Origin of the sequence: Gordonia jinghuaiqii, from assembly GCF_014041935.1 — a bacterium.
Classification (GTDB): Bacteria; Actinomycetota; Actinomycetes; order Mycobacteriales; family Mycobacteriaceae; genus Gordonia; species Gordonia jinghuaiqii.
In genome coordinates, this window is record NZ_CP059491.1 from 2,204,812 (window position 1) to 2,222,943 (window position 18,132).

Consider the following 18,132-nt stretch of genomic DNA (forward strand, 5'->3'; position numbering starts at 1 on the left):
TAGGATTGTGGACCGCCGCGGTGACGAGGGTCACGGTTCTGTTCATTACGTTCAGCGCCTGTCAGGCGGGAAGAGAGGGTCCGCATGCGGTGGTACCCGCGGACGCTCGCCGGTCAGGTGGCCGCGCTCGCACTCGTCGTCGTCGCGGTGGTCGTCGTCGCGGGCAGTGTGCTCGCCGCCGTCGATGCCCGCGTCGATGCCGACCGCGCCGCGCGCGACGAGGTCACCGCGGTCGCGGTGAGCCTGGCGCAGTCGCCCTCGACCGTCACCGCCCTCACCTCGCCCGATCCCAGCGTCGTCCTGCAGCCGGTCACCGAGAGGGTGCGCGCGGCCACGGGCGTCGCCTTCATCACCGTGCTCGCACCGGACCGGACGCGCTACACCCACACCGACCCGGAGTTGATCGGGAAGCCCTACATCGGCAGCATCGACGCGGCGCTGCGGGGTGAGACGGTCACCGAGACCTACACCGGCACCCTCGGCCCGTCGATCCGGACGATCGCGCCGGTGTTCGACGAGGACGGCCGCGTGATCGGAATGGTGGCGGCGGGGATCACGCAGCGCTCACTGACCTCGTCGTGGCTCACCCAGTTGCCGCTCATCGGTCTCACGGCGCTGGCCGCACTGCTCACCGCGGTGGTCGGGCTGTGGCTGATCCGGCGCAGGCTCGTCCGCCAGACCGGCGGGCTCGCCCCCGACGAGCTGCGGCTCATGTACGACCACCACGATGCGGTACTCCGGTCGGTGCGCGAGGGACTGATCGTCCTCGAGGACGGGCGGCCGGCGCTGGTCAACGCCGAGGCGCACCGCTTGCTCGGCATCGACACCGAGACGCCGCCCGAGGAGTTGCCCGTGTTCCTCACCGAGGGACAGGACCCGGTCGACGACATGCTCTACGCCGACCGCGGACGAGTGCTGCTGGTCAACCGGTCCCCGGTGTCCGGGAGGCGTCGCTCGTCGGTCGTCACCATTCGCGACCGGACCGAGCTCTCGGAGGCCATGGGTGAACTCGACACGATGACCAGGTTCGCCGAGGCGTTGCGATCGCAGGCGCACGACGGGGCCAACCGGCTGCACACCGTCATCGCGCTCGTCGAGATGGGACGGCCGGACGAGGCGGTCCGGTTGGCTACCACCGAATTCGAACTGTCCCAACACCTCATCGACCGGATGACCCAGGCGGTGGCCGAGCCGACCCTCGTGGCATTGCTGCTCGGCAAGACCGCCCAGGCCGCCGAACGGGGAATCCAGCTCTCCCTCACCGAGGGGTCGCAGGTGAGTGATGCCGCCACCCGGATTCTGACGCCGGGGGAGCTGATCACCGTCGTGGGCAACCTCATCGACAACGCGCTCGACGCCTGCGACCCGGCCGACCCGTGGGTCGAGGTGACCGTCACCGGCGACGACCACGCCCTCGACATCGTCGTCGCCGACAGCGGAACCGGGATGGACGCCGGCACATTCGCGCTCGCGACGACCCGCGGCTACTCGACCAAGGCGGGCGGTGACGAGGCCGGCCGGGGGTTGGGACTCGCCCTCGTCGCCCAGGTCGTGGCACGTCATCGCGGGTCCCTGACCGCCGAGGACACCTACGGCTCGGTCGTCTCGGCCCGAGTCTTCGCCGGCGCCGGCACCGGCACGGATGCCGAGGAGGGCGGGCGATGATCCGCGTGCTGATCGTGGAGGACGAACCGGTGATCGCCGAGGCCCACCGCGACTACCTCGCCCGCATCGGCGGGTTCGAGATCGTGCGGGCGGTGTCCACGGCGCAGGAAGCGCTGCGGGCGGCCACCGCCGATCCGGTGGATCTCGTGCTCCTCGACCTCGGGCTGCCCGACGCGCGCGGCGTCGACCTGGCGTCGGCGCTGTCCGGTGTCCGTCCCGCCCCGGACGTCATCGCCATCACCGCCCAGCGCGACCTGGCGACCGTCCGCAGTGCGATGTCCCGGGGAGTGTTGCTGTACCTGCTGAAACCGTTCACCTTCGCCGCGTTCCGCGAGAAGATCGAGCAGTACCTGCGCTATCGGGAAGCACTCACCGGCGACACCGACGCGGTCAGTCAGCGCGACGTGGACCGGGCGCTGGCCGAGCTGCGGACGAGTGACGCCCGCCGGTCGGCCAAGAAGGGTGCCGCCCCGAACACCGAAGACGCGGTGAGCCGGGCGGTACGCGACAGCGCCGACGGGCTCACCGCGTCGGAGGTGGCCCGTGCGCTCGGTACGTCCCGGGTCACGGCATGGCGTTATCTGGAACGGCTCGCCGACGACCACGTCGTCGACCGCGACACCGAGTACGGCTCGGCGGGCCGCCCGCAGGTGCGGTATCGGTGGCGGCGGCGCTGAACCTCGGGCACGCGCGTCCGTCGCGGCGGCGCCTGGCGCGCCGCCGCGACGGACCTGTGTCAGTCCTGCGTGTGTCAGTCCTGCGCGTCGAAGACCCGGGCCCGCAGCGACCGCGCCACGGCGTCGCGGCCCTCGGAGATCAGGCGCTTGAGGGCGGGCGGGTGATCCCCGGCGAGGAATTCGTCGGCCAGATCGAGTGCGCGTTGCGTCATCGCCCAGCTCGGGTACAGACCGATGACGACGGTCTGGGCGACCTCGCTGGAGCGTCGGGCCCACACCTCGGGGACGGCCTCGAAGTACTTCTCCAGATACGGCTCGAGCAGATCGCCCTGGCCGGGACGGGCGAAGCCCTCGATCATGGTGCGGGTGAAGACGTTCGACAGTGAATCGTCCTCGATCGCCCGTGACCACACGTCCGCCTTGGCCTCGGCCAGCGGACGCGACGACCGCGCCGCGGCAGCCTGACGGGTACCGGTGGCGGTGTTGTCGCGGGCGGCCTCGGCGTCGATGACCGGTGTGGACGTGGGCTCGGGGTCGATGGCCCCTGCCGTCGCCAGCGCGCGCACGAGCTTCCAGCGCAGGTCGGTGTCGACCGCGAGTCCACCGAGTCCGTGGCCTGCCGGGTCGGCCCCGTCGAGAAGCGCACGGGCGACGTCGGTCTGGTCGTCGTCGAGCTTGCCGGCGAGCCAGGTGTTGACGAACGCGAGCTGATGGTCCGAGCCCGCGTCGGCGGCCCGGGCCAGCTCCAGCATGCGGGCGCCGAAGGCGGGACGACCGGTGGTCGCAGCCCAGTCCGGATCGGAGTAGGACTCGATCGCGGTTGTCGCCTGCAGCAGGACTCGCTGGACCACACCGATCTCGGTCTCGGCGGCGATGCCGCGCTGGACGAGCTCGACGAAGTCGCGGGCGCGCATCTCGGCCTGCCGGGTCATCTCCCAGGCGGCCGACCAGACGAGGGTTCGCGGCATCGGGTCGGCGATGTCGCCGATGCGGGCCGTCGCCGTCGCGAGTGACTCGGGATCGAGTCGGACCGACGCATAGGTCAGGTCACCGTCGTTGATCAACACCAGATCCCCGCGTTCGACGCCGACCAGGTCGGCGACGTCGGTGCGTTCACCCTCGACGTCGAGTTCGACGCTGCGGGTCTGTTCGATCCGGCCGGATCCGTTGTCGGCGTACACGCCGACGCGCAGCCGGTGGACGCGGGTCTCGCCCGCGCCGGGGGCCGCGCCGTCCTGGACGACGGTGAAGCGGGTGAACGCGCCCGCCTCGTCGACCTCGAAATCGGGTCGCAGGACGTTGATCCCGGTGGTGCGCAACCATTGGTCGCCCCAATCCGACAGGTCGCGGCCGGACGACTTCTCCAGTGCGCCGAGGAGATCCGAGAACGATGCGTTGCCGAACTTGTGGGCCTCGAAGTAGTCGCGCAGTCCTGCGAGGAAGTCCTCGACGCCGACATAGGCGACGAGCTGCTTGAGGACCGAGGCGCCCTTGGCGTAGGTGATGCCGTCGAAGTTGACCTCCACGGCGGCGATGTCGGGGATGTCGGCGGCGACCGGGTGCGTCGAGGGCAGCTGATCCTGCCGGTAGGCCCACGACTTCTCGACATTGGCGAACGTCGTCCAGGCACTGGTGTACTCGGTGGCCTCGGATTGGCAGAGCACAGAGGCGAACGTGGCGAAGGACTCGTTGAGCCACAGGTCATCCCACCAGCGCATGGTGACCAGGTCGCCGAACCACATGTGTGCCATCTCGTGCAGCACGGTCTCGGCACGACGCTCGTAGAGGTATTTGGTGACGCGTGACCGGAAGACGTAGTCCTCGAGGAATGTGACCGCGCCCGCGTTCTCCATGGCCCCGGCGTTGAACTCGGGGACGAAGAGCTGGTCGTACTTGCCGAACGGGTAGGGGATGCCGAAGTTCTTGTGGTAGAACGCGAATCCCTGCTTGGTCTCGGTGAAGAGGCGGTCCTGGTCCATGAACTCGGCCAGCGAGGCCCGGCAGTAGATGCCCAGTGGGATGTCGCCGTGGGAGTCGGAGTACACGTCGGTCCACTCCGCGTACGGGCCGGCGATCAGCGCGACGAGGTAGGTGCTCATCGGGACCGTCTCCCGGAACCGGTGCACGACACCGGGATTCCCGGCGTCGGTGCTCTCGTGCGCCGCGTTGGAGATGACCTTCCAGTCCTCCGGCGCGGTCACGGTCAGGGTGTAGGTCGCCTTGAGGTCGGGCTGGTCGAAGCAGGCGAACATCCGCTTGGCATCGGCGGTCTCGAACTGGGAGTACAGGTACACCGAGTCGTCGGACTGGTCGACGAAGCGGTGCAGGCCCTCGCCGGTGTTGGAGTACGCGCAGTCGGCGACCACGGTGAGCGTGTTGTCGGCGGCCAGACCGGACAGCGCGATCCCGACCGATTCGTCGAAATCGGCGACGTCGAGCTCGGCGCCGTTGAGCGTCGCCGAGATCAGGTTCGGCGCGACGAGGTCGATGAACGAGTCGGCGCCCTCGGTCGCGGTGAACGTGACCGTCGTCGTGGATCGGAAGGTGTCGGTCCCGGGAGCGCCGTTGCCGTCGGTGAGGTCGAGTTCGATCTGGTAGTTCGACACATCGAGGATCGAAGCGCGTTCGCGGGCCTGGTCTCTGGTGAGGTTCGGGGCAGTCACGCAGGCCAGCTTATCGGCGCGACGGCGACGGTGGAGGTCAGCGAAGCCCGACGGGCGACAAGATCACCAGGGCGAGTGCTGTCAGTTCGGCGACGATCCCCGGCCGGGAGCGGAGGTGAGGCGACGCGATGATGTCGCCGGTGACGCCGAACAACGCCTGCGCGAGTGCGTTGGCATCCGCGGACGACAGCGAGCGTGTGCGTACCCGGATGGCGGCGATCCACTCGGCTCGGTAGTCGCGCTGGGCGTCGAGCAGCGGTGCCCGGTCGGCCTCGGAGAGGTACATCAGGTCGCGTGTGAACACGGGCATGATCCGGCCGTGGAGTCCCAGGGAGTAGTGGACGAACACGTTGACCAGTGCGTCGAGCGCCTCGGAATCGGATGCGCGGGTGAGTGCATCGGCGGAGACGTACAAGATGCCTTCCACCCCGCGCCAGAGGACGGTCCGCAGGACATCGGCCTTACTCGTGGCCTCCTGGTAGAAGGTGGCGACCGACACATCGGCCGCACGGGCTATGTCGCCGATCCGAACGTCGTGGAAGCCGCGTTCGGAGAACAGCTGTGTCGCGGCGTCGAGGATCCTCTCGCGCCGGCTCACCGGTTGTCGGCCGGTTCGATACCGCTGCCCGGCGTCGGACGCCGCGGGGGGAAGGGTGCAGCCGACGACCGCGTCGGCCACGGCGCGCTGGACCTCTATGAGCCGGTGCGGCTTCAGGGTCCCGCGCATCCCCGAGGTGTTGGAGTAGACGCTCAGCACCGCCGCACTCAGCAGTGCCCCGGCCCCGGCCGGTCCCGGGGGCCGCACGGCCGAGATCTTCGATTCGAGATGCTGGTGGAGGAAGACCGCGCGGGCGTCGAGAAGGTCGGCCTGGGCTGCCTGCAGGTGACGTTTCTCCCGTCGCCACAGTGTCGACGCGTCGCGGGTGACGGTGAGGTCGCCGAGTCCGTTGAGGAAGAGGTCCAGTTGTTCCGACGGTGTCGTGCCGCGGGCGTCGGCGTCGACGGTGAGCTGCTCGACGAGGTCGGAGTGGGTCCACAGCGCCTGGACCAGGATGTCGTGTTTGCCAGGAAAGTGCCGGTACACGGCCGGACCCGTCAGACCGACGGCGGCGCCGATCTGCTCGATACTGACGTTGCGGTATCCGGCGTCCTGGAAGAGTGACGTTGCTGCGCGGACGATCTGCTCAGATCGTGGTCCCGAGTTGCGAGCGCGTCCGCTCGTCCGGCCGGGCGACTCGTCCGGGTCGGACGGCGGTGACTGCATCGCGGGATTCCTGTTCCTCGGTCGCTCTGCACCATCTCACACCGCGGACGAACCAGGCTGCCGGATTGCACACCGCGCGAGCGCGGCCGGGAACAGTTCGGTTCACGCAGGTGTTGAGGAGCTCCGACGGCGTCGTCGGTCGGTCTGAGCAGAAGCAGGCGCACCCGGCGGTCGCCGGTGTCGCCAACTCTCGAGAGGACGCTCCATGTCAGAACAGGCCCCCACCACCGATCGCGTCGACTTCTGGTTCGACCCGCTGTGCCCGTGGTGCTGGATCACCTCGCGCTGGATCCTCGAGGCCGAGAAGGTCCGTTCGATCGAGGTGAACTTCCACCTCATGAGCCTCGCGGTTCTCAACGAGGGCAAGGACATTCCCGACGAATACCGGGAAGGGCTCAAGCACGCGTGGCGTCCGGTGCGCGTCATCGCCGCGGCCGCCGCCGCGAAGGGCGATGAGATCCTCGCGCCGCTGTACGCGGCCATGGGTACGCGTATCCACAACCAGGGCATCGCGGACTTCGACGAGGTCATCGCCGGTTCCCTCGCCGAACTCGGTCTCGACGCGTCGCTTGCGGAGGCCGCCGACAGCGAGGAGTTCGACGAGGCGATCCGCGCGAGCCACCACGCGGGCATGGACAAGGTCGGCGACGACGTCGGCACCCCGACGATCCACGTGAACGATGTCGCCTTCTTCGGGCCCGTACTGTCCCGGATTCCACGCGGGGAGGACGCCGGCAAGGTGTGGGACGGAACGCTCGCACTGGCGTCCTACCCGCACTTCTACGAGCTCAAGCGCAGCCGGACCGAAGGTCCCCAGTTCGACTGAGCCATCGCTGCGTCGACAGAGCCGGCGCGGGATCAGAACCGGCGCGGGATCAGAACCGGCGCGGGATCAGAACCGGCGCGGGATCAGAACCTGGGTGGGGATTCGATGCCGTTGGGTAGGGAGCCGGCCGGCAGGGTGGCCGGATGTGGTGGCGGCGGGACCGCCACCACGTTCCCGCTTCCCACCCCACGCACGATCTGGCGGGGGCGGAGCAACATCGCCCCCGGCCGTGTCCGGTCGCGAAGAGCGGCCGCCCGCCAGGTCAGGACCGGGTGTGAGGACAGCGCGTTGGTGAGGAAGGTGAAGAAGCCGCGTTCGTGGGTGGCGCGGTCGGCGAACTGGTCGAAGTCCACCGCCGAGAGCATGTACTTACCCGCGGCCAGGACTCCGACGGCGCCCGGCGCACCCGACGGCTGCGCGTAGTAGCCGTAGTTGTCGGCGGTGTACTCCTGGGACCGCGACAGCGCAGAGCCGAGGACGGGGATGTTCATCCCGATGATCGTCGACAGCTGCCGCCAGTACGAGGTGTGACCGGCCGCGATGTGCCCGACCTCGTGACCGATGATGAACCGCAGCGCCTCGGGGCTGCGCGCGGCGCCGCCCACCTCGAAGAGGTCGGAGTACACGACGACGAACCGGCGGAATCCATGGCCGGAGGCAAAGGCGTTGATCTGCCCGTTGCCCAGCACGACGTAGGCGTCGGGCACGTACTCGAGACCGAACCGTGCTGCCGCCTCCACGACCATCCGGTGCCCGTCGGGAAACTGGGTGGGGGTCATCTGCACACCGTTGACCCGCGGGGACGCATACGTCAGGCCGCGGATCACGAACAGCAGCAACGGAAATGCCAACGCACCCAGCAACAGTTGATCGAGCGTTCCCGCCGCGACCAGGACGATGACCGTCGCGTAGCCCAGCGCCGTCGCGAGGATCACCACGACGAGGGTGGGGATCTCCCAGGGGTGCAGTCGGGGGCGTGCGGCGAAGTGCGCCGGTCGCAGCCAGCGCCGAGCGGGATCGGGTGGTCCGGGCGGCGGTGGATCGACGACGCCGGGCACGTTCGGGATCGGTGCCGGAGCACTCACCCTCGGCTCGACGGGTTCCCGGGGGATGGGCTGGGGCGTGTCCACGCCCTCAATCTATAGTGGCGCCATGCGTGTCTACCTCGGTGCCGACCATGCCGGATTCGAACTCAAGAACCAGATCGCCGACCATCTCACGGCGACGGGACATGAGGTGGTGGACTGCGGCGCACACGTGATGGACCCGGCCGACGACTACCCGGCGTTCTGCATCGCCGCCGCCGCGGCGACCGTTGCCGATCCCGGCAGCCTGGGCATCGTGCTCGGCGGCAGTGGCAACGGCGAGCAGATCGCCGCCAACAAGGTCCCGGGCGCCCGCTGTGCGCTGGCATGGAGTGTCGAGACCGCCCAGCTCGCGCGGCAGCACAACAACGCCCAGCTCATCGGCATCGGTGGACGCATGCACTCCACCGAAGAGGCGCTGGCCATCGTCGACGCGTTCCTGACCACCCCGTGGTCGGAAGAACCCCGGCATCAGCGCCGCATCGACATCCTCGCCGAGTACGAGCGCACAGGTGACGCACCGCAGGTGCCGGGAGCGCCGGCGTAACCGGTGCCCGAGGGCCATACGCTCCATCGGCTCGCCCGTCGTCAGCAACGACTCTTCGGTGGCCAACAGGTCCGGGTGAGCAGTCCGCAGGGACGGTTCGTCGACGGCGCCGCAGCCGTCGACGGGATGACCTTCCACGCCGCCGAGGCATGGGGCAAACACCTCGTGCACCGCTACCGGAACTCGCGGACCGAGAAGCTGGTGCACATCCATCTCGGGCTCTACGGAGCCTTCACCGAGTTGTCGGTCCCGCTGCCGGAGCCGGTCGGCCAGGTCCGTGTGCGCATCGAGGGGGAGCAGGCAGGCACCGACCTGCGGGGGCCCACCGCGTGTGAGATCTACCACCCCGCCGACCTCGAGACGTTGGTGGCCCGGCTCGGCCCGGACCCGCTTCGGGCGGATGCCGATCCGGAGCGGGCATGGGCGGCGATCAGCCGATCCGCGCGACCGGTCGGCGCGTTGCTGATGGATCAGAAAGTGATCGCCGGCATCGGCAACGTCTATCGCGCGGAGATCCTCTTCCGTGCCGGTATCGATCCGATGCGCCCCGGAAAGCGTGTTCTCCGAACCGAATTCGACGAGTTGTGGACGGACCTGGTCGCCCTCATGAAAGTGGGGGTGCGTCGCGGGCGCATCCATGTCATCCGTCCCGAGGACGATCACGGGGCGCCGGCATATGCGGCGAACCGGCCGCGGACCTATGTCTATCGCCGGGCCGGAGAGGCGTGCCGGGTCTGCGGCACCCCGGTGTCGCTCGCCGAACTGGAGGCCAGAAAACTCTACTGGTGCCCGGTCTGTCAGAGTTGACCGGTCGCCTCGTGATCGGTGCGCGAGGGCGAACCGCCGTAGCATCGCACGCAGTCTCGGGGGCCTGCGCAGTGTAGGGGCCTGCGCAGTGTAGGGATCAGCGCAGTGTAGGGATCAGCGCAGTGCAGGGGCCGGCGCAGTGGGGGACACGCGAAAAGAGTCGGGATGATCGAACGGAGCAGTGTGACAGTCAGTGACGGTATCGGGACCCACGCCGGGTTGATCTCGCGTGGCGAGGTGTCGCCGCTGAAGGACGTGCCCTTCCACGGCGGCGCCGATGCGCCGATCACGCGCCGTGTCCTCGCCGGCGGCGACATCTTCCCGCAGGCGGAGAAGCGCGTGGTCGCCCACGAGATGCGTGCGGTGTCCGCCGCCTCTCGTGACTACTGCGAACCCCACGTGCATGACTGCCCGGAGATCAACATCCTGCTGTCGATGGACCACCTGGTCTACGAGATCACTCTCGGCGACGAGGTCTACGAGGTCGAGGCGCCGGCGAGTATCTACATCCCGGCGGGTCTGACCCACAGCGCCAACGTGATCGAGGGCAGCGGATTCTTCATCGCGATCATCGAGACCGCCGAATACGTCGCGAAGCCGCCGCCCGGCGTCGCCTCCTGACGTCCCGGCCGGAGAATCCCCGCCGGTAGGTCTCAGCCAACCCTCAGCGTCCCGGCGGGAAGATCACACCTGGCCTCGGCACCATGGGTGGGATGAGCGAATGCCTGGAGCGCAGCACCCGAGCGCCGGTCGACGCCGGACCCGCGGTCACGGTGCTCGTCGTCGGGGGAACGGGCGAATCCTATCCCGGTGACGTCCGCACCAGGGTCTCCGGGCTTCTCGGTGCGGTCGCCGCCGAACTCGACGAGCGCTTCGACTGCCGCTGGGTAGGCTATCCGGCCAGCTACGGACCCACACCGCATCCGGGCGGGCTGAGTTTCGCCGCGAGTGTGGCAATGGGGTCTCGCAGGCTACGAGCCGCGATCGAGACGGTGGCCGGCCCCGTCGCGCTGGTCGGCTACTCCCAGGGCGCCGTGGTCATCCGGGTCGCGCTCGCCGAACTCCGGGCGTCGGGCAGCGCGGTGTTCGACCGGCTGCTGGGCGTCGGACTCGTCGCCGATCCGCACCAACCGCCCGGCGTGGTGCCCGGTTGTGACGGTTGGGGTGTCGCGGGACCCGGTGGCGAGTTGCCTCCGGGCGTCGCTGTGCGGTGGGTGGGAGCTCCCGAGGACATGATCTGCAACGCCCGCGCCGACTCGCTGGTGCGCGACATCGCCGACCTCACCCGCGCGATGACCTTCGCGGCCGCCGGCAGATGGCGGCGGAGCGTATGGGAAGTCATGCGCGGCAATTCATTTCAGAATGCTCGACGCACCTCGGTGGGTCCCGCGCAATGGCGGCGCGACGTCGGGCGGCTGGCTTCGGCGTGGTGGGAGATCAGGTGCTACCTGCCCGCGGTGATGCGGGTCAGGGGTGTGGCCGTCACCAATTCGCCGGGGGGCCGGCACACGTCGTATCAGACCGAGCCGTACCGCCGGGCCTCGATCACCGACCCCGCGTCGACGGGCTGTCAGGTGATCGCGCAGTGGCTACAGGTGCAGGTGACGTTCGCCGGGCTCCCCGCGGCGTAGGCGCTCCACCGCAACGACGAGGGGCCGGTCACCGCGTGGTGACCGGCCCCTCGTCGAATCTCGGTTGTGTCCTGAGCGGAATCGGCGACCTAGTCGCCGGCGAACTGCGGGCCGACGGTGTTGCGGACGACGATCGGGGTGTTGCGGGGAACGTTGTCGTACACCCACTTGCCGTACTCGGTGGTCACGTTGATGCAGCCGTGGCTCACGTTGCTGCGTCCCTGCTGATTGACCGACCACGGAGCGGCATGGATGAAGATGCCGTCCCAGGACATGCGTGTCGCGTACTCGACATAGGTGCGGTAGCCCTCGGCGGAGTCGACCGGGACGCCGTACGTGGACGAATCCATGTACATGTCGCGGTACTTCTCCTTGGTGTGGTAGACGCCGTTCGGGGTCGGATGCTTGTCCGAGCCCATCGAGATCGGCATCTTCTTGACGACCTTGCCGTTGTGCCACCAGGTGATGGTGTGGGTGTTGTCGTCTGCCAGCGCGATGTAACCGGTCGACGTCTTGACGTTCGGCATCGCGGGATCGGCGGGCTTGTCCTCGGTGGTGCTCGACGGCGGGGCCGGAGCTTCCGGGGTGGTCGACGGCGGGGGAGTGGGCAGGCCGGGGATCTGAGGGATCTCGACTGGCGGCAGGCCCGGGATGACGGTGACCGGGACGGCGTTGGCCACACCCGGGAGCGCGAGGCACATGGCCAGGACGCCGAAGACGACTGCGGTGAGTCGTCGAGCCGAGCGTCGGCGAGTCGACCGCGAGGTCGGCACTTGGGAAGTCAGCACTTTGGTCGTACCTTTGATTCGATGAATGTTCCGCGCATCGGCCTGAGCGCAGATTCCATCGTTACACAACCGTTGTGTACGGACCAAGAGTCGACGGTGTTCACCAAGGCCGCGATCACGAATTGGCAGTACGAAGTGGTAAAAACCCGAGGTGGGGACCATGTCTCAATCTGGTGTGACTGTCATCACATCGGGGTCTCGCACGACCGTCTTCGTGGTGCAGGCGCCCATCTTGGTCGCCCGTGCTTCGTCGCTGTGCCGAGGAAAGTGAACGGAATCGTTTATCCACTGTTACTTGGACTTTGACTTCTGTTTACGTTCGCCTCAGGCGGGCTGGGGGTGCTCGGTGCGTAGATGACGGACCGGTTCGGAGCATGACTCGTCGCGGCATACGAGCATCACGTCGACGCGGCCGACGCCTGCCTCGGACTCCGTGACGTCCCGGCGCACATATAGAGGCGCACCGCAGGAGTGGCATTTCCGCTGAGTTTTCGTGTGAGTAGAGGACATGGCCTCAGCGTACGCCGCGCGTGTGGTGTGGGTCACATGTTCGATCTCGCTCGCGGCGGCCGGTATGGCCTGCTCGCGACCCGAGATCGGGGGATTGTAAAGGCGCTGCGCGCTGGATTGAGCTCGGTTGTGTGGAGTATCGGCGTCGAATCGGACTCGATGAGCGCGAAATCGCAACGAGTGTGCAAAGGAAGTGGAACGTGTACGCAAACGCCAGCACGAAGAAGGGAGGCGGAGCGAGGAACGCGACCCCTCTCGTCCGGAGGGGTCGACCGATCAAAGGAAGACCGATATGAATGGAACAACGAAGTTCCGACCCATAGCAATACTAACATTCGCCATCGCCGCCGGCTTGGGGGGCGCAGGATTGGCCAATGCGGAGGCACCCTGCATGACCACCCTCGCCGACGGTCACCGCGTGCCCTGCCCACCTGCGGTCGTCTCGACCGGTCCGGGAACGGATTACGCCGATTCCGGGCAATCGCAGCAGGGCAAGCAAGACGAACAGGCACAACGCGACATCGTCATCGTCGAGCTCTGGGAGTTGTTCGCCTGATAGGGATGGGCTCACGAGCCGGACGTCACCCCGGATGAGATCCGGCCGGGGTGACGTCCCCATGTGGAGCGGGTGACGGGAATCGAACCCGCGTAGCTAGTTTGGAAGACTAGGGCTCTACCATTGAGCTACACCCGCGTTGCCTGCGGCCGGGCGAACCCGGCTGCGCTTGCGAAGAGGACTGTACCGGTAGACGCCCCGGATTTCGAAATCGGGGTCACCGCCCGCGGCCGGCCTTCGGAGAGGTGGTCCGGCGGACCCCTTCGGGCACCCGTCGGCGGGGCCGCCGGGCATGCCACGTACTATCTTCTGTTGGCCCTGATGCACGGTCGCCCGACAGGGTCGTCGTCGCGTGAAACGGACCACGGGATGTGGCGCAGCTTGGTAGCGCATCCGCTTTGGGAGCGGAGGGTCGCAGGTTCAAATCCTGTCATCCCGACTCGAACGATGTGGCCGACCCGGTCACCGGAGAAGTCACCGAAAACCGGACTTTCACCACAACGCAGATATAAGGAGCATTGAGGCGTGAAGAGCACTGTCGAACAACTCACCCCGACCCGAGTGAAGCTCAACGTCGAGGTCCCGTTCGAGGAGCTGTCGGCAGACTTCGACCGGGCATACCAGTCGTTGGCCCAGCAGATCCGCATCCCCGGATTCCGTCCGGGTAAGGCGCCTGCGAAGCTGATCGAGGCTCGTGTCGGCCGCGACTCCATCCTGGCCCAGGTCGTCAACGATGCCATCCCGGCCAAGTACTCCGAGGCTGTCGCAGAGACCGAGACCAAGGCCATCGGCCAGCCCGAGATCGATCTCTCCGAGCTGAAGTACGGCGAGTCCGTCACCTTCACCGCCGAGGTCGACGTCCGTCCCGAGATCTCCCTGCCCGACTACTCGACCCTCTCGGTCGAGGTCGACGCCATCGAGATCGACGACGCGGCGGTCGACGAGCAGCTCGAAGGCCTGCGTGCGCGCTTCGGCACCCTCAAGGGCGTCGAGCGCGGCGTCGAGAACGGTGACTTCGTCTCGATCGATCTGGCCGCCACCGTCGACGGCGAGCCCGTCGAGGAGGCCACCACCGAGGGTCTGTCCCACGAGGTCGGTTCCGGACAGCTGATCGACGGCCTCGACGATGCCCTCATCGGCCTCAAGGCAGGGGAGAGCAAGGAGTTCACCACCAAGCTGGTCGCAGGCGATCACGCCGGTGACGAGGCGCTGGTGAAGGTGACCGTTCAGTCGGTCAAGGAGCGCGAGCTGCCCGAGGTCGATGACGACTTCGCCCAGATGGCCAGCGAGTTCGACACCGTCGACGAGCTGCGCGAGAGCCTGCGTGAGCGGGTGGCGCAGACGGCGAAGCTGGAGCAGGCCAACAAGATCCGCGACGCCGTGCTCGACAAGCTCATCGAGACCGTCGACATCCCGCTGCCGGAGAAGGTCGTCGACGAAGAGGTCGAGGGTCAGCAGCACCAGATCATCCACGCGCTCGGTCACGACGACGAGCAGGTCGCGAAGTTCCTCGAGGCGCAGGGCAAGACCCGCGAGGAGTGGGACGCCGAGGCACGCGGTGAGGCCGAGAAGTCGGTCAAGCAGCAGCTGCTTCTCGACGCGATCGCCGACCAGCAGGACACCGAGGTCAGCCAGGACGAGCTGACCCAGCAGATCATCTTCACCGCACAGCGGTACGGCATGCAGCCGCAGGAGTTCATCCAGCAGCTGACGCAGGCCAACCAGGTGGGTGCCGTCTACGCCGACGTCCGCCGAGGCAAGTCGCTGGCCGCCATCGTCGGCGAGGTGACCGTCACCGACACCAACGGTGAGACCGTCGACACCACCGAGTACTTCGCCGGTAACGACGACGCCGCTGCCGACGAGTCCGACTCCGACTCCGACAACTGAGTCGGCGCGGGACTGGCCACCCGCATCGTTTTCGCACGCACATCGCCGGTCCCCGTCCGCGGGGGCCGGCGATTGCCGTCACCTCCGCGCCTCTCCTGCGCGCCCGCCGGGACGGGGGCCTGTTCTGCTCTCAGCGAATAGACGTGTCCTCGGGAGTGTCCGCGGGTGTGCATTGGTTAGTGTCGGTGAGGACGTCAGATACAGACCGACGGAACGTGTGCGACACCTCGCGAGGGGTGACGCACAGGTCATGACAACAAGGCAAAGGTAGGAACCCGTGAGTGAGCCGACCATCCACACACCCTCGATGAGTTCGGGTATGGCTGGGTTGAACCTGACCGATTCGGTGTTCGAGCGTCTGCTGCGCGAACGCATCATCTTCCTGGGCACCCAGGTCGACGATGAGATCGCCAACCGGCTGTGTGCGCAGATCCTGCTGCTCGCCGCCGAGGACCCGCACAAGGACATCCACCTCTACATCAATTCGCCCGGTGGCTCGGTCACCGCGGGCATGGCCATCTTCGACACCATGCAGCTCGCCGAGTGCGACATCGCGACCTACGCGATGGGTATGGCCGCGTCGATGGGACAGTTCCTGCTCGCCGCCGGCACCAAGGGCAAGCGTCACGCACTGCCGCACGCGCGGATCATGATGCACCAGCCCTCGGCGGGTATCGGTGGCACCGCCGCCGACATCGCGATCCAGGCCGAGCAGTTCGCGCTCACCAAGAAGGAGATGAACCGGCTCAACGCCGATTTCAGTGGTCAGCCGCTCGAGAAGATCGAAGCCGATGCCGACCGTGACAAGTGGTTCACCGCGGAGCAGGCCAAGGAGTACGGCTTCGTCGACAAGGTGATCTCGCGTCCGGGTCAGTGACCCCCGGGATTCGATGACCCCGGATCCGACCACCGCGATCAAGTCACCTTCGAGTCACACCTACTCAATGGAGCAACAGATGACCAACTCTCCCTCTCTGGACGGTATGCCCGCCGAGGTCGCCGCCGGAATCCCCAGCTCGGCGCTGGCGCTCAAGAACATCCAGGCGCGCTACATCCTGCCGTCGTTCATCGAGCACACTCCGAACGGGCAGCGCCAGTACGACCCGTACGCCAAGCTCTTCGAGGAGCGCATCGTCTTCGTCGGCACGCCGATCGACCAGGTCGTGTCCAACGACGTCATGGCGCAGCTGCTCGTTCTCGAGTCGCAGGACCCCGACCGCGACATCACCATGTACATCAACTCGCCCGGCGGCAGCGTGCCGGACATGCTCGCCATCTACGACACGATGCAGTACGTCCACTGCGACATCGTGACGGTGTGCCTCGGTGAGGCGGCGTCGGCGGCGGCGATCCTGCTCGCGGGCGGAACCCCCGGCAAGCGTGCGGCACTGCCGAACGCGACCGTCCTGATCCACCAGCCGCGCACCGGCGGCGCCTACCAGGGTCAGGTCTCCGACCTCGAGATCCAGGCCGCCGAGATCGAGCGCATCCGTGACCGGCTCGACGAGATCCTCTCCGGTCACACCGGTCAGGACAAGGCGAAGATCCGCAAGGACACCGATCGTGACAACATCCTGACCGCCGCGGCGGCCAAGGAGTACGGCATCATCGACGAGGTCTTCGAGTACCGCAAGAAGTCCATGAGAAAGTCCTGACGGTGCGGCGATAGTCGCGAACGGCGGCGGTTCCCCCGAGAAGAACCCGAACAATCAGTACAGAAGTCCCGGTTATTTAAGTCGCGACATTTGGCCTTATCGGTCGAAGTTCGAGCGGCACGCGGGTACCGTCGGGGGTTACTGGGCATTCAAGTGTCGATCAGATGACCCGTGCCCGGCTCCGTGCGACACGACGGTTCCCCACACGGCAGTCCGGCTACGAGGAAGTAGGTACAGCGCGAGATGGCACGAATCGGAGATGGCGGCGACCTGCTGAAATGCTCTTTCTGCGGGAAGAGCCAGAAGCAGGTGAAGAAGCTCATCGCTGGCCCCGGCGTGTACATCTGCGATGAGTGCATCGACCTGTGCAACGAGATCATCGAGGAGGAGCTCGCCGAGAACGGCGACGTCAAACTCGACGAACTGCCCAAGCCGGCAGAGATCCGAGACTTCCTCGAGAAGTACGTGATCGGCCAGGACACGGCGAAGCGCACTCTCGCAGTGGCGGTGTACAACCACTACAAGCGCATTCAGGCGGGTGAGAAGAAGGACGCCCGTACGGGTGAGACCGTCGAGCTGATGAAGTCGAACATCCTCATGCTCGGCCCGACCGGTTGTGGCAAGACGTATCTGGCGCAGACACTGGCGAAGATGCTCAATGTCCCGTTCGCAATCGCCGACGCCACTGCGCTCACCGAAGCCGGTTATGTGGGTGAGGATGTCGAGAACATCCTGCTGAAGCTGATCCAGGCCGCCGACTACGACGTCAAACGCGCCGAGACCGGCATCATCTACATCGATGAGGTCGACAAGATCGCACGTAAGAGTGAGAATCCGTCGATCACCCGGGACGTGTCCGGTGAAGGTGTGCAGCAGGCGCTGCTGAAGATCCTCGAGGGCACTCAGGCCTCGGTGCCGCCGCAGGGCGGGCGCAAGCATCCGCACCAGGAGTTCATCCAGATCGACACGACCAACGTGCTGTTCATCGTGGCGGGCGCGTTCGCCGGGCTCGAGAAGATCGTGTCCGAGCGGATCGGCAAGCGCGGCCTCGGTTTCGGTAACGAGGTGGCGAGCAAGGACGAGACCGACATGTCGGATCAGTTCGCCGACGTGATGCCGGAGGATCTGATCAAGTTCGGTCTGATCCCGGAGTTCATCGGCCGGCTGCCGGTGGTCGCCTCGGTGACCAACCTGGACAAGGCCTCGCTGGTGAGCATCCTCTCGGAGCCGAAGAACGCACTCGTCAAGCAGTACACGCGGCTGTTCGACATGGACAACGTCGAACTCGAGTTCACCCAGGACGCGCTCGAGGCGGTGGCCGACCAGGCGATCCACCGCGGCACCGGTGCTCGTGGTCTGCGGGCCATCATGGAAGAGGTCCTGCTACCGGTGATGTACGACATCCCGAGCCGCGACGATGTCGAGAAGGTCGTCGTGACCGGTGAGACGGTGCGCGACAACGTGTTGCCGACCATCGTGCCGCGTAAGCCGACCAGCGACGAACGGCGTGACAAGAGCGCCTGACGTACAACGGATTTCGAAGCAGAGCGATCCCCGCCCGGTGTTCC

The 18,132-nt window shown here is 67.1% G+C and carries 17 protein-coding genes and 2 tRNA genes; 13 read left to right on the plus strand and 6 right to left on the minus strand.

Translation table 11 applies throughout. The annotated features are described in order from the left end of the window. Window positions 1-84 precede the first annotated feature (84 nt). Together H1R19_RS09765 and H1R19_RS09770 are read left to right on the plus strand one after the other, a co-directional pair. Entirely contained in the window at window positions 85-1,665 is a 1,581-nt protein-coding gene (locus H1R19_RS09765; RefSeq protein ID WP_219851305.1) for a sensor histidine kinase, read from the plus strand. Further along, window positions 1,662-2,342, plus strand: coding sequence for a response regulator (locus H1R19_RS09770; RefSeq protein WP_219851306.1), 681 nt, complete (start codon window positions 1,662-1,664; stop codon window positions 2,340-2,342). The genes H1R19_RS09765 and H1R19_RS09770 overlap by 4 nt, the downstream gene beginning before the upstream one ends. 74 nt (window positions 2,343-2,416) lie before the next feature. On the opposite strand, the gene pepN is transcribed toward H1R19_RS09770, so the two are convergent. Then, on the minus strand, window positions 2,417-5,005 hold the full coding sequence (gene pepN / locus H1R19_RS09775; protein ID WP_219851307.1) for an aminopeptidase N: 2,589 nt from the start codon (window positions 5,003-5,005) through the stop codon (window positions 2,417-2,419). 37 nt (window positions 5,006-5,042) lie between these two features. Next, window positions 5,043-6,269 carry a TetR/AcrR family transcriptional regulator gene (locus H1R19_RS09780; protein WP_219851308.1) on the minus strand — a complete coding sequence of 409 codons (1,227 nt, stop codon included), beginning with the start codon at window positions 6,267-6,269 and terminating at the stop codon, window positions 5,043-5,045. 205 nt (window positions 6,270-6,474) lie between these two features. Between H1R19_RS09780 and H1R19_RS09785 the strand changes: the two genes are divergently transcribed. Further along, on the plus strand, window positions 6,475-7,095 hold the full coding sequence (locus H1R19_RS09785; RefSeq protein ID WP_188328966.1) for a mycothiol-dependent nitroreductase Rv2466c family protein: 621 nt from the start codon (window positions 6,475-6,477) through the stop codon (window positions 7,093-7,095). 83 nt (window positions 7,096-7,178) lie between these two features. Here the strand turns inward: H1R19_RS09785 and H1R19_RS09790 are convergent, their stop codons facing one another. After that, window positions 7,179-8,225, minus strand: a complete 1,047-nt coding sequence (locus H1R19_RS09790; RefSeq protein WP_219851309.1) for a M48 family metallopeptidase — start codon at window positions 8,223-8,225, stop codon at window positions 7,179-7,181. A gap of 22 nt (window positions 8,226-8,247) precedes the next feature. Between H1R19_RS09790 and H1R19_RS09795 the strand changes: the two genes are divergently transcribed. The 4 genes from H1R19_RS09795 (at window position 8,248) to H1R19_RS09810 (ending at window position 11,165) form a co-directional block, all read left to right on the plus strand. Then, complete coding sequence (locus tag H1R19_RS09795; RefSeq protein WP_219851310.1) at window positions 8,248-8,727, plus strand: ribose-5-phosphate isomerase; 480 nt, start codon at window positions 8,248-8,250, stop codon at window positions 8,725-8,727. A 3-nt stretch (window positions 8,728-8,730) separates the two neighbouring features. Further along, complete coding sequence (locus H1R19_RS09800; protein WP_188328969.1) at window positions 8,731-9,534, plus strand: Fpg/Nei family DNA glycosylase; 804 nt, start codon at window positions 8,731-8,733, stop codon at window positions 9,532-9,534. Between the two features lie 165 nt (window positions 9,535-9,699). Further along, window positions 9,700-10,155, plus strand: a complete 456-nt coding sequence (locus H1R19_RS09805) for a cupin domain-containing protein (RefSeq protein WP_372632653.1) — start codon at window positions 9,700-9,702, stop codon at window positions 10,153-10,155. Window positions 10,156-10,247: 92 nt separating this feature from the next. Further along, a complete protein-coding gene (locus tag H1R19_RS09810; protein WP_219851312.1) occupies window positions 10,248-11,165 on the plus strand; it encodes a PE-PPE domain-containing protein in 918 nt (305 codons plus the stop codon). Window positions 11,166-11,254: 89 nt separating this feature from the next. Here the strand turns inward: H1R19_RS09810 and H1R19_RS09815 are convergent, their stop codons facing one another. Beyond that, complete coding sequence (locus H1R19_RS09815; RefSeq protein WP_188328972.1) at window positions 11,255-11,953, minus strand: L,D-transpeptidase; 699 nt, start codon at window positions 11,951-11,953, stop codon at window positions 11,255-11,257. Window positions 11,954-12,277: 324 nt separating this feature from the next. Then, window positions 12,278-12,463: a hypothetical protein gene (locus H1R19_RS23405; RefSeq protein ID WP_308258839.1), complete on the minus strand. Its 186-nt coding sequence runs from the start codon at window positions 12,461-12,463 to the stop codon at window positions 12,278-12,280. 391 nt (window positions 12,464-12,854) lie between these two features. Here H1R19_RS23405 and H1R19_RS09820 point away from each other — a divergent pair, with 391 nt between their 5' ends. Next, window positions 12,855-13,019 carry a hypothetical protein gene (locus H1R19_RS09820; protein ID WP_188328973.1) on the plus strand — a complete coding sequence of 55 codons (165 nt, stop codon included), beginning with the start codon at window positions 12,855-12,857 and terminating at the stop codon, window positions 13,017-13,019. Between the two features lie 64 nt (window positions 13,020-13,083). Here H1R19_RS09820 and H1R19_RS09825 read toward each other — a convergent pair. Then, a tRNA-Gly gene (locus tag H1R19_RS09825) sits at window positions 13,084-13,157 on the minus strand. A 227-nt stretch (window positions 13,158-13,384) separates the two neighbouring features. Between H1R19_RS09825 and H1R19_RS09830 the strand changes: the two genes are divergently transcribed. From H1R19_RS09830 to clpX, 5 genes are all read left to right on the plus strand, one after another. After that, a tRNA-Pro gene (locus tag H1R19_RS09830) sits at window positions 13,385-13,458 on the plus strand. An 86-nt stretch (window positions 13,459-13,544) separates the two neighbouring features. Further along, window positions 13,545-14,909, plus strand: coding sequence for a trigger factor (gene tig / locus H1R19_RS09835; protein ID WP_219851313.1), 1,365 nt, complete (start codon window positions 13,545-13,547; stop codon window positions 14,907-14,909). 277 nt (window positions 14,910-15,186) lie between these two features. Next, window positions 15,187-15,786 carry an ATP-dependent Clp protease proteolytic subunit gene (locus tag H1R19_RS09840; RefSeq protein WP_280527233.1) on the plus strand — a complete coding sequence of 200 codons (600 nt, stop codon included), beginning with the start codon at window positions 15,187-15,189 and terminating at the stop codon, window positions 15,784-15,786. Window positions 15,787-15,865: 79 nt separating this feature from the next. Continuing rightward, window positions 15,866-16,564 carry an ATP-dependent Clp protease proteolytic subunit gene (locus H1R19_RS09845; protein ID WP_280527234.1) on the plus strand — a complete coding sequence of 233 codons (699 nt, stop codon included), beginning with the start codon at window positions 15,866-15,868 and terminating at the stop codon, window positions 16,562-16,564. Between the two features lie 243 nt (window positions 16,565-16,807). Next, complete coding sequence (gene clpX, locus H1R19_RS09850; protein ID WP_188328975.1) at window positions 16,808-18,088, plus strand: ATP-dependent Clp protease ATP-binding subunit ClpX; 1,281 nt, start codon at window positions 16,808-16,810, stop codon at window positions 18,086-18,088. The last annotated feature ends 44 nt before the right edge of the window (window positions 18,089-18,132 follow it).

Coding starts and splice junctions, on each gene's coding strand:
- H1R19_RS09765 (WP_219851305.1), top strand. CDS start 85: ATGCGGTGGTACCCGCGGACGCTCGCCGGTCAGGTGGCCGCGCTCGCA.
- H1R19_RS09845 (WP_280527234.1), top strand. CDS start 15,866: ATGACCAACTCTCCCTCTCTGGACGGTATGCCCGCCGAGGTCGCCGCC.
- H1R19_RS23405 (WP_308258839.1), bottom strand. CDS start 12,463: ATGTCCTCTACTCACACGAAAACTCAGCGGAAATGCCACTCCTGCGGT.
- H1R19_RS09810 (WP_219851312.1), top strand. CDS start 10,248: ATGAGCGAATGCCTGGAGCGCAGCACCCGAGCGCCGGTCGACGCCGGA.
- H1R19_RS09805 (WP_372632653.1), top strand. CDS start 9,700: ATGATCGAACGGAGCAGTGTGACAGTCAGTGACGGTATCGGGACCCAC.
- H1R19_RS09785 (WP_188328966.1), top strand. CDS start 6,475: ATGTCAGAACAGGCCCCCACCACCGATCGCGTCGACTTCTGGTTCGAC.
- H1R19_RS09770 (WP_219851306.1), top strand. CDS start 1,662: ATGATCCGCGTGCTGATCGTGGAGGACGAACCGGTGATCGCCGAGGCC.
- H1R19_RS09780 (WP_219851308.1), bottom strand. CDS start 6,269: ATGCAGTCACCGCCGTCCGACCCGGACGAGTCGCCCGGCCGGACGAGC.
- clpX (WP_188328975.1), top strand. CDS start 16,808: ATGGCACGAATCGGAGATGGCGGCGACCTGCTGAAATGCTCTTTCTGC.
- H1R19_RS09795 (WP_219851310.1), top strand. CDS start 8,248: ATGCGTGTCTACCTCGGTGCCGACCATGCCGGATTCGAACTCAAGAAC.
- H1R19_RS09820 (WP_188328973.1), top strand. CDS start 12,855: ATGACCACCCTCGCCGACGGTCACCGCGTGCCCTGCCCACCTGCGGTC.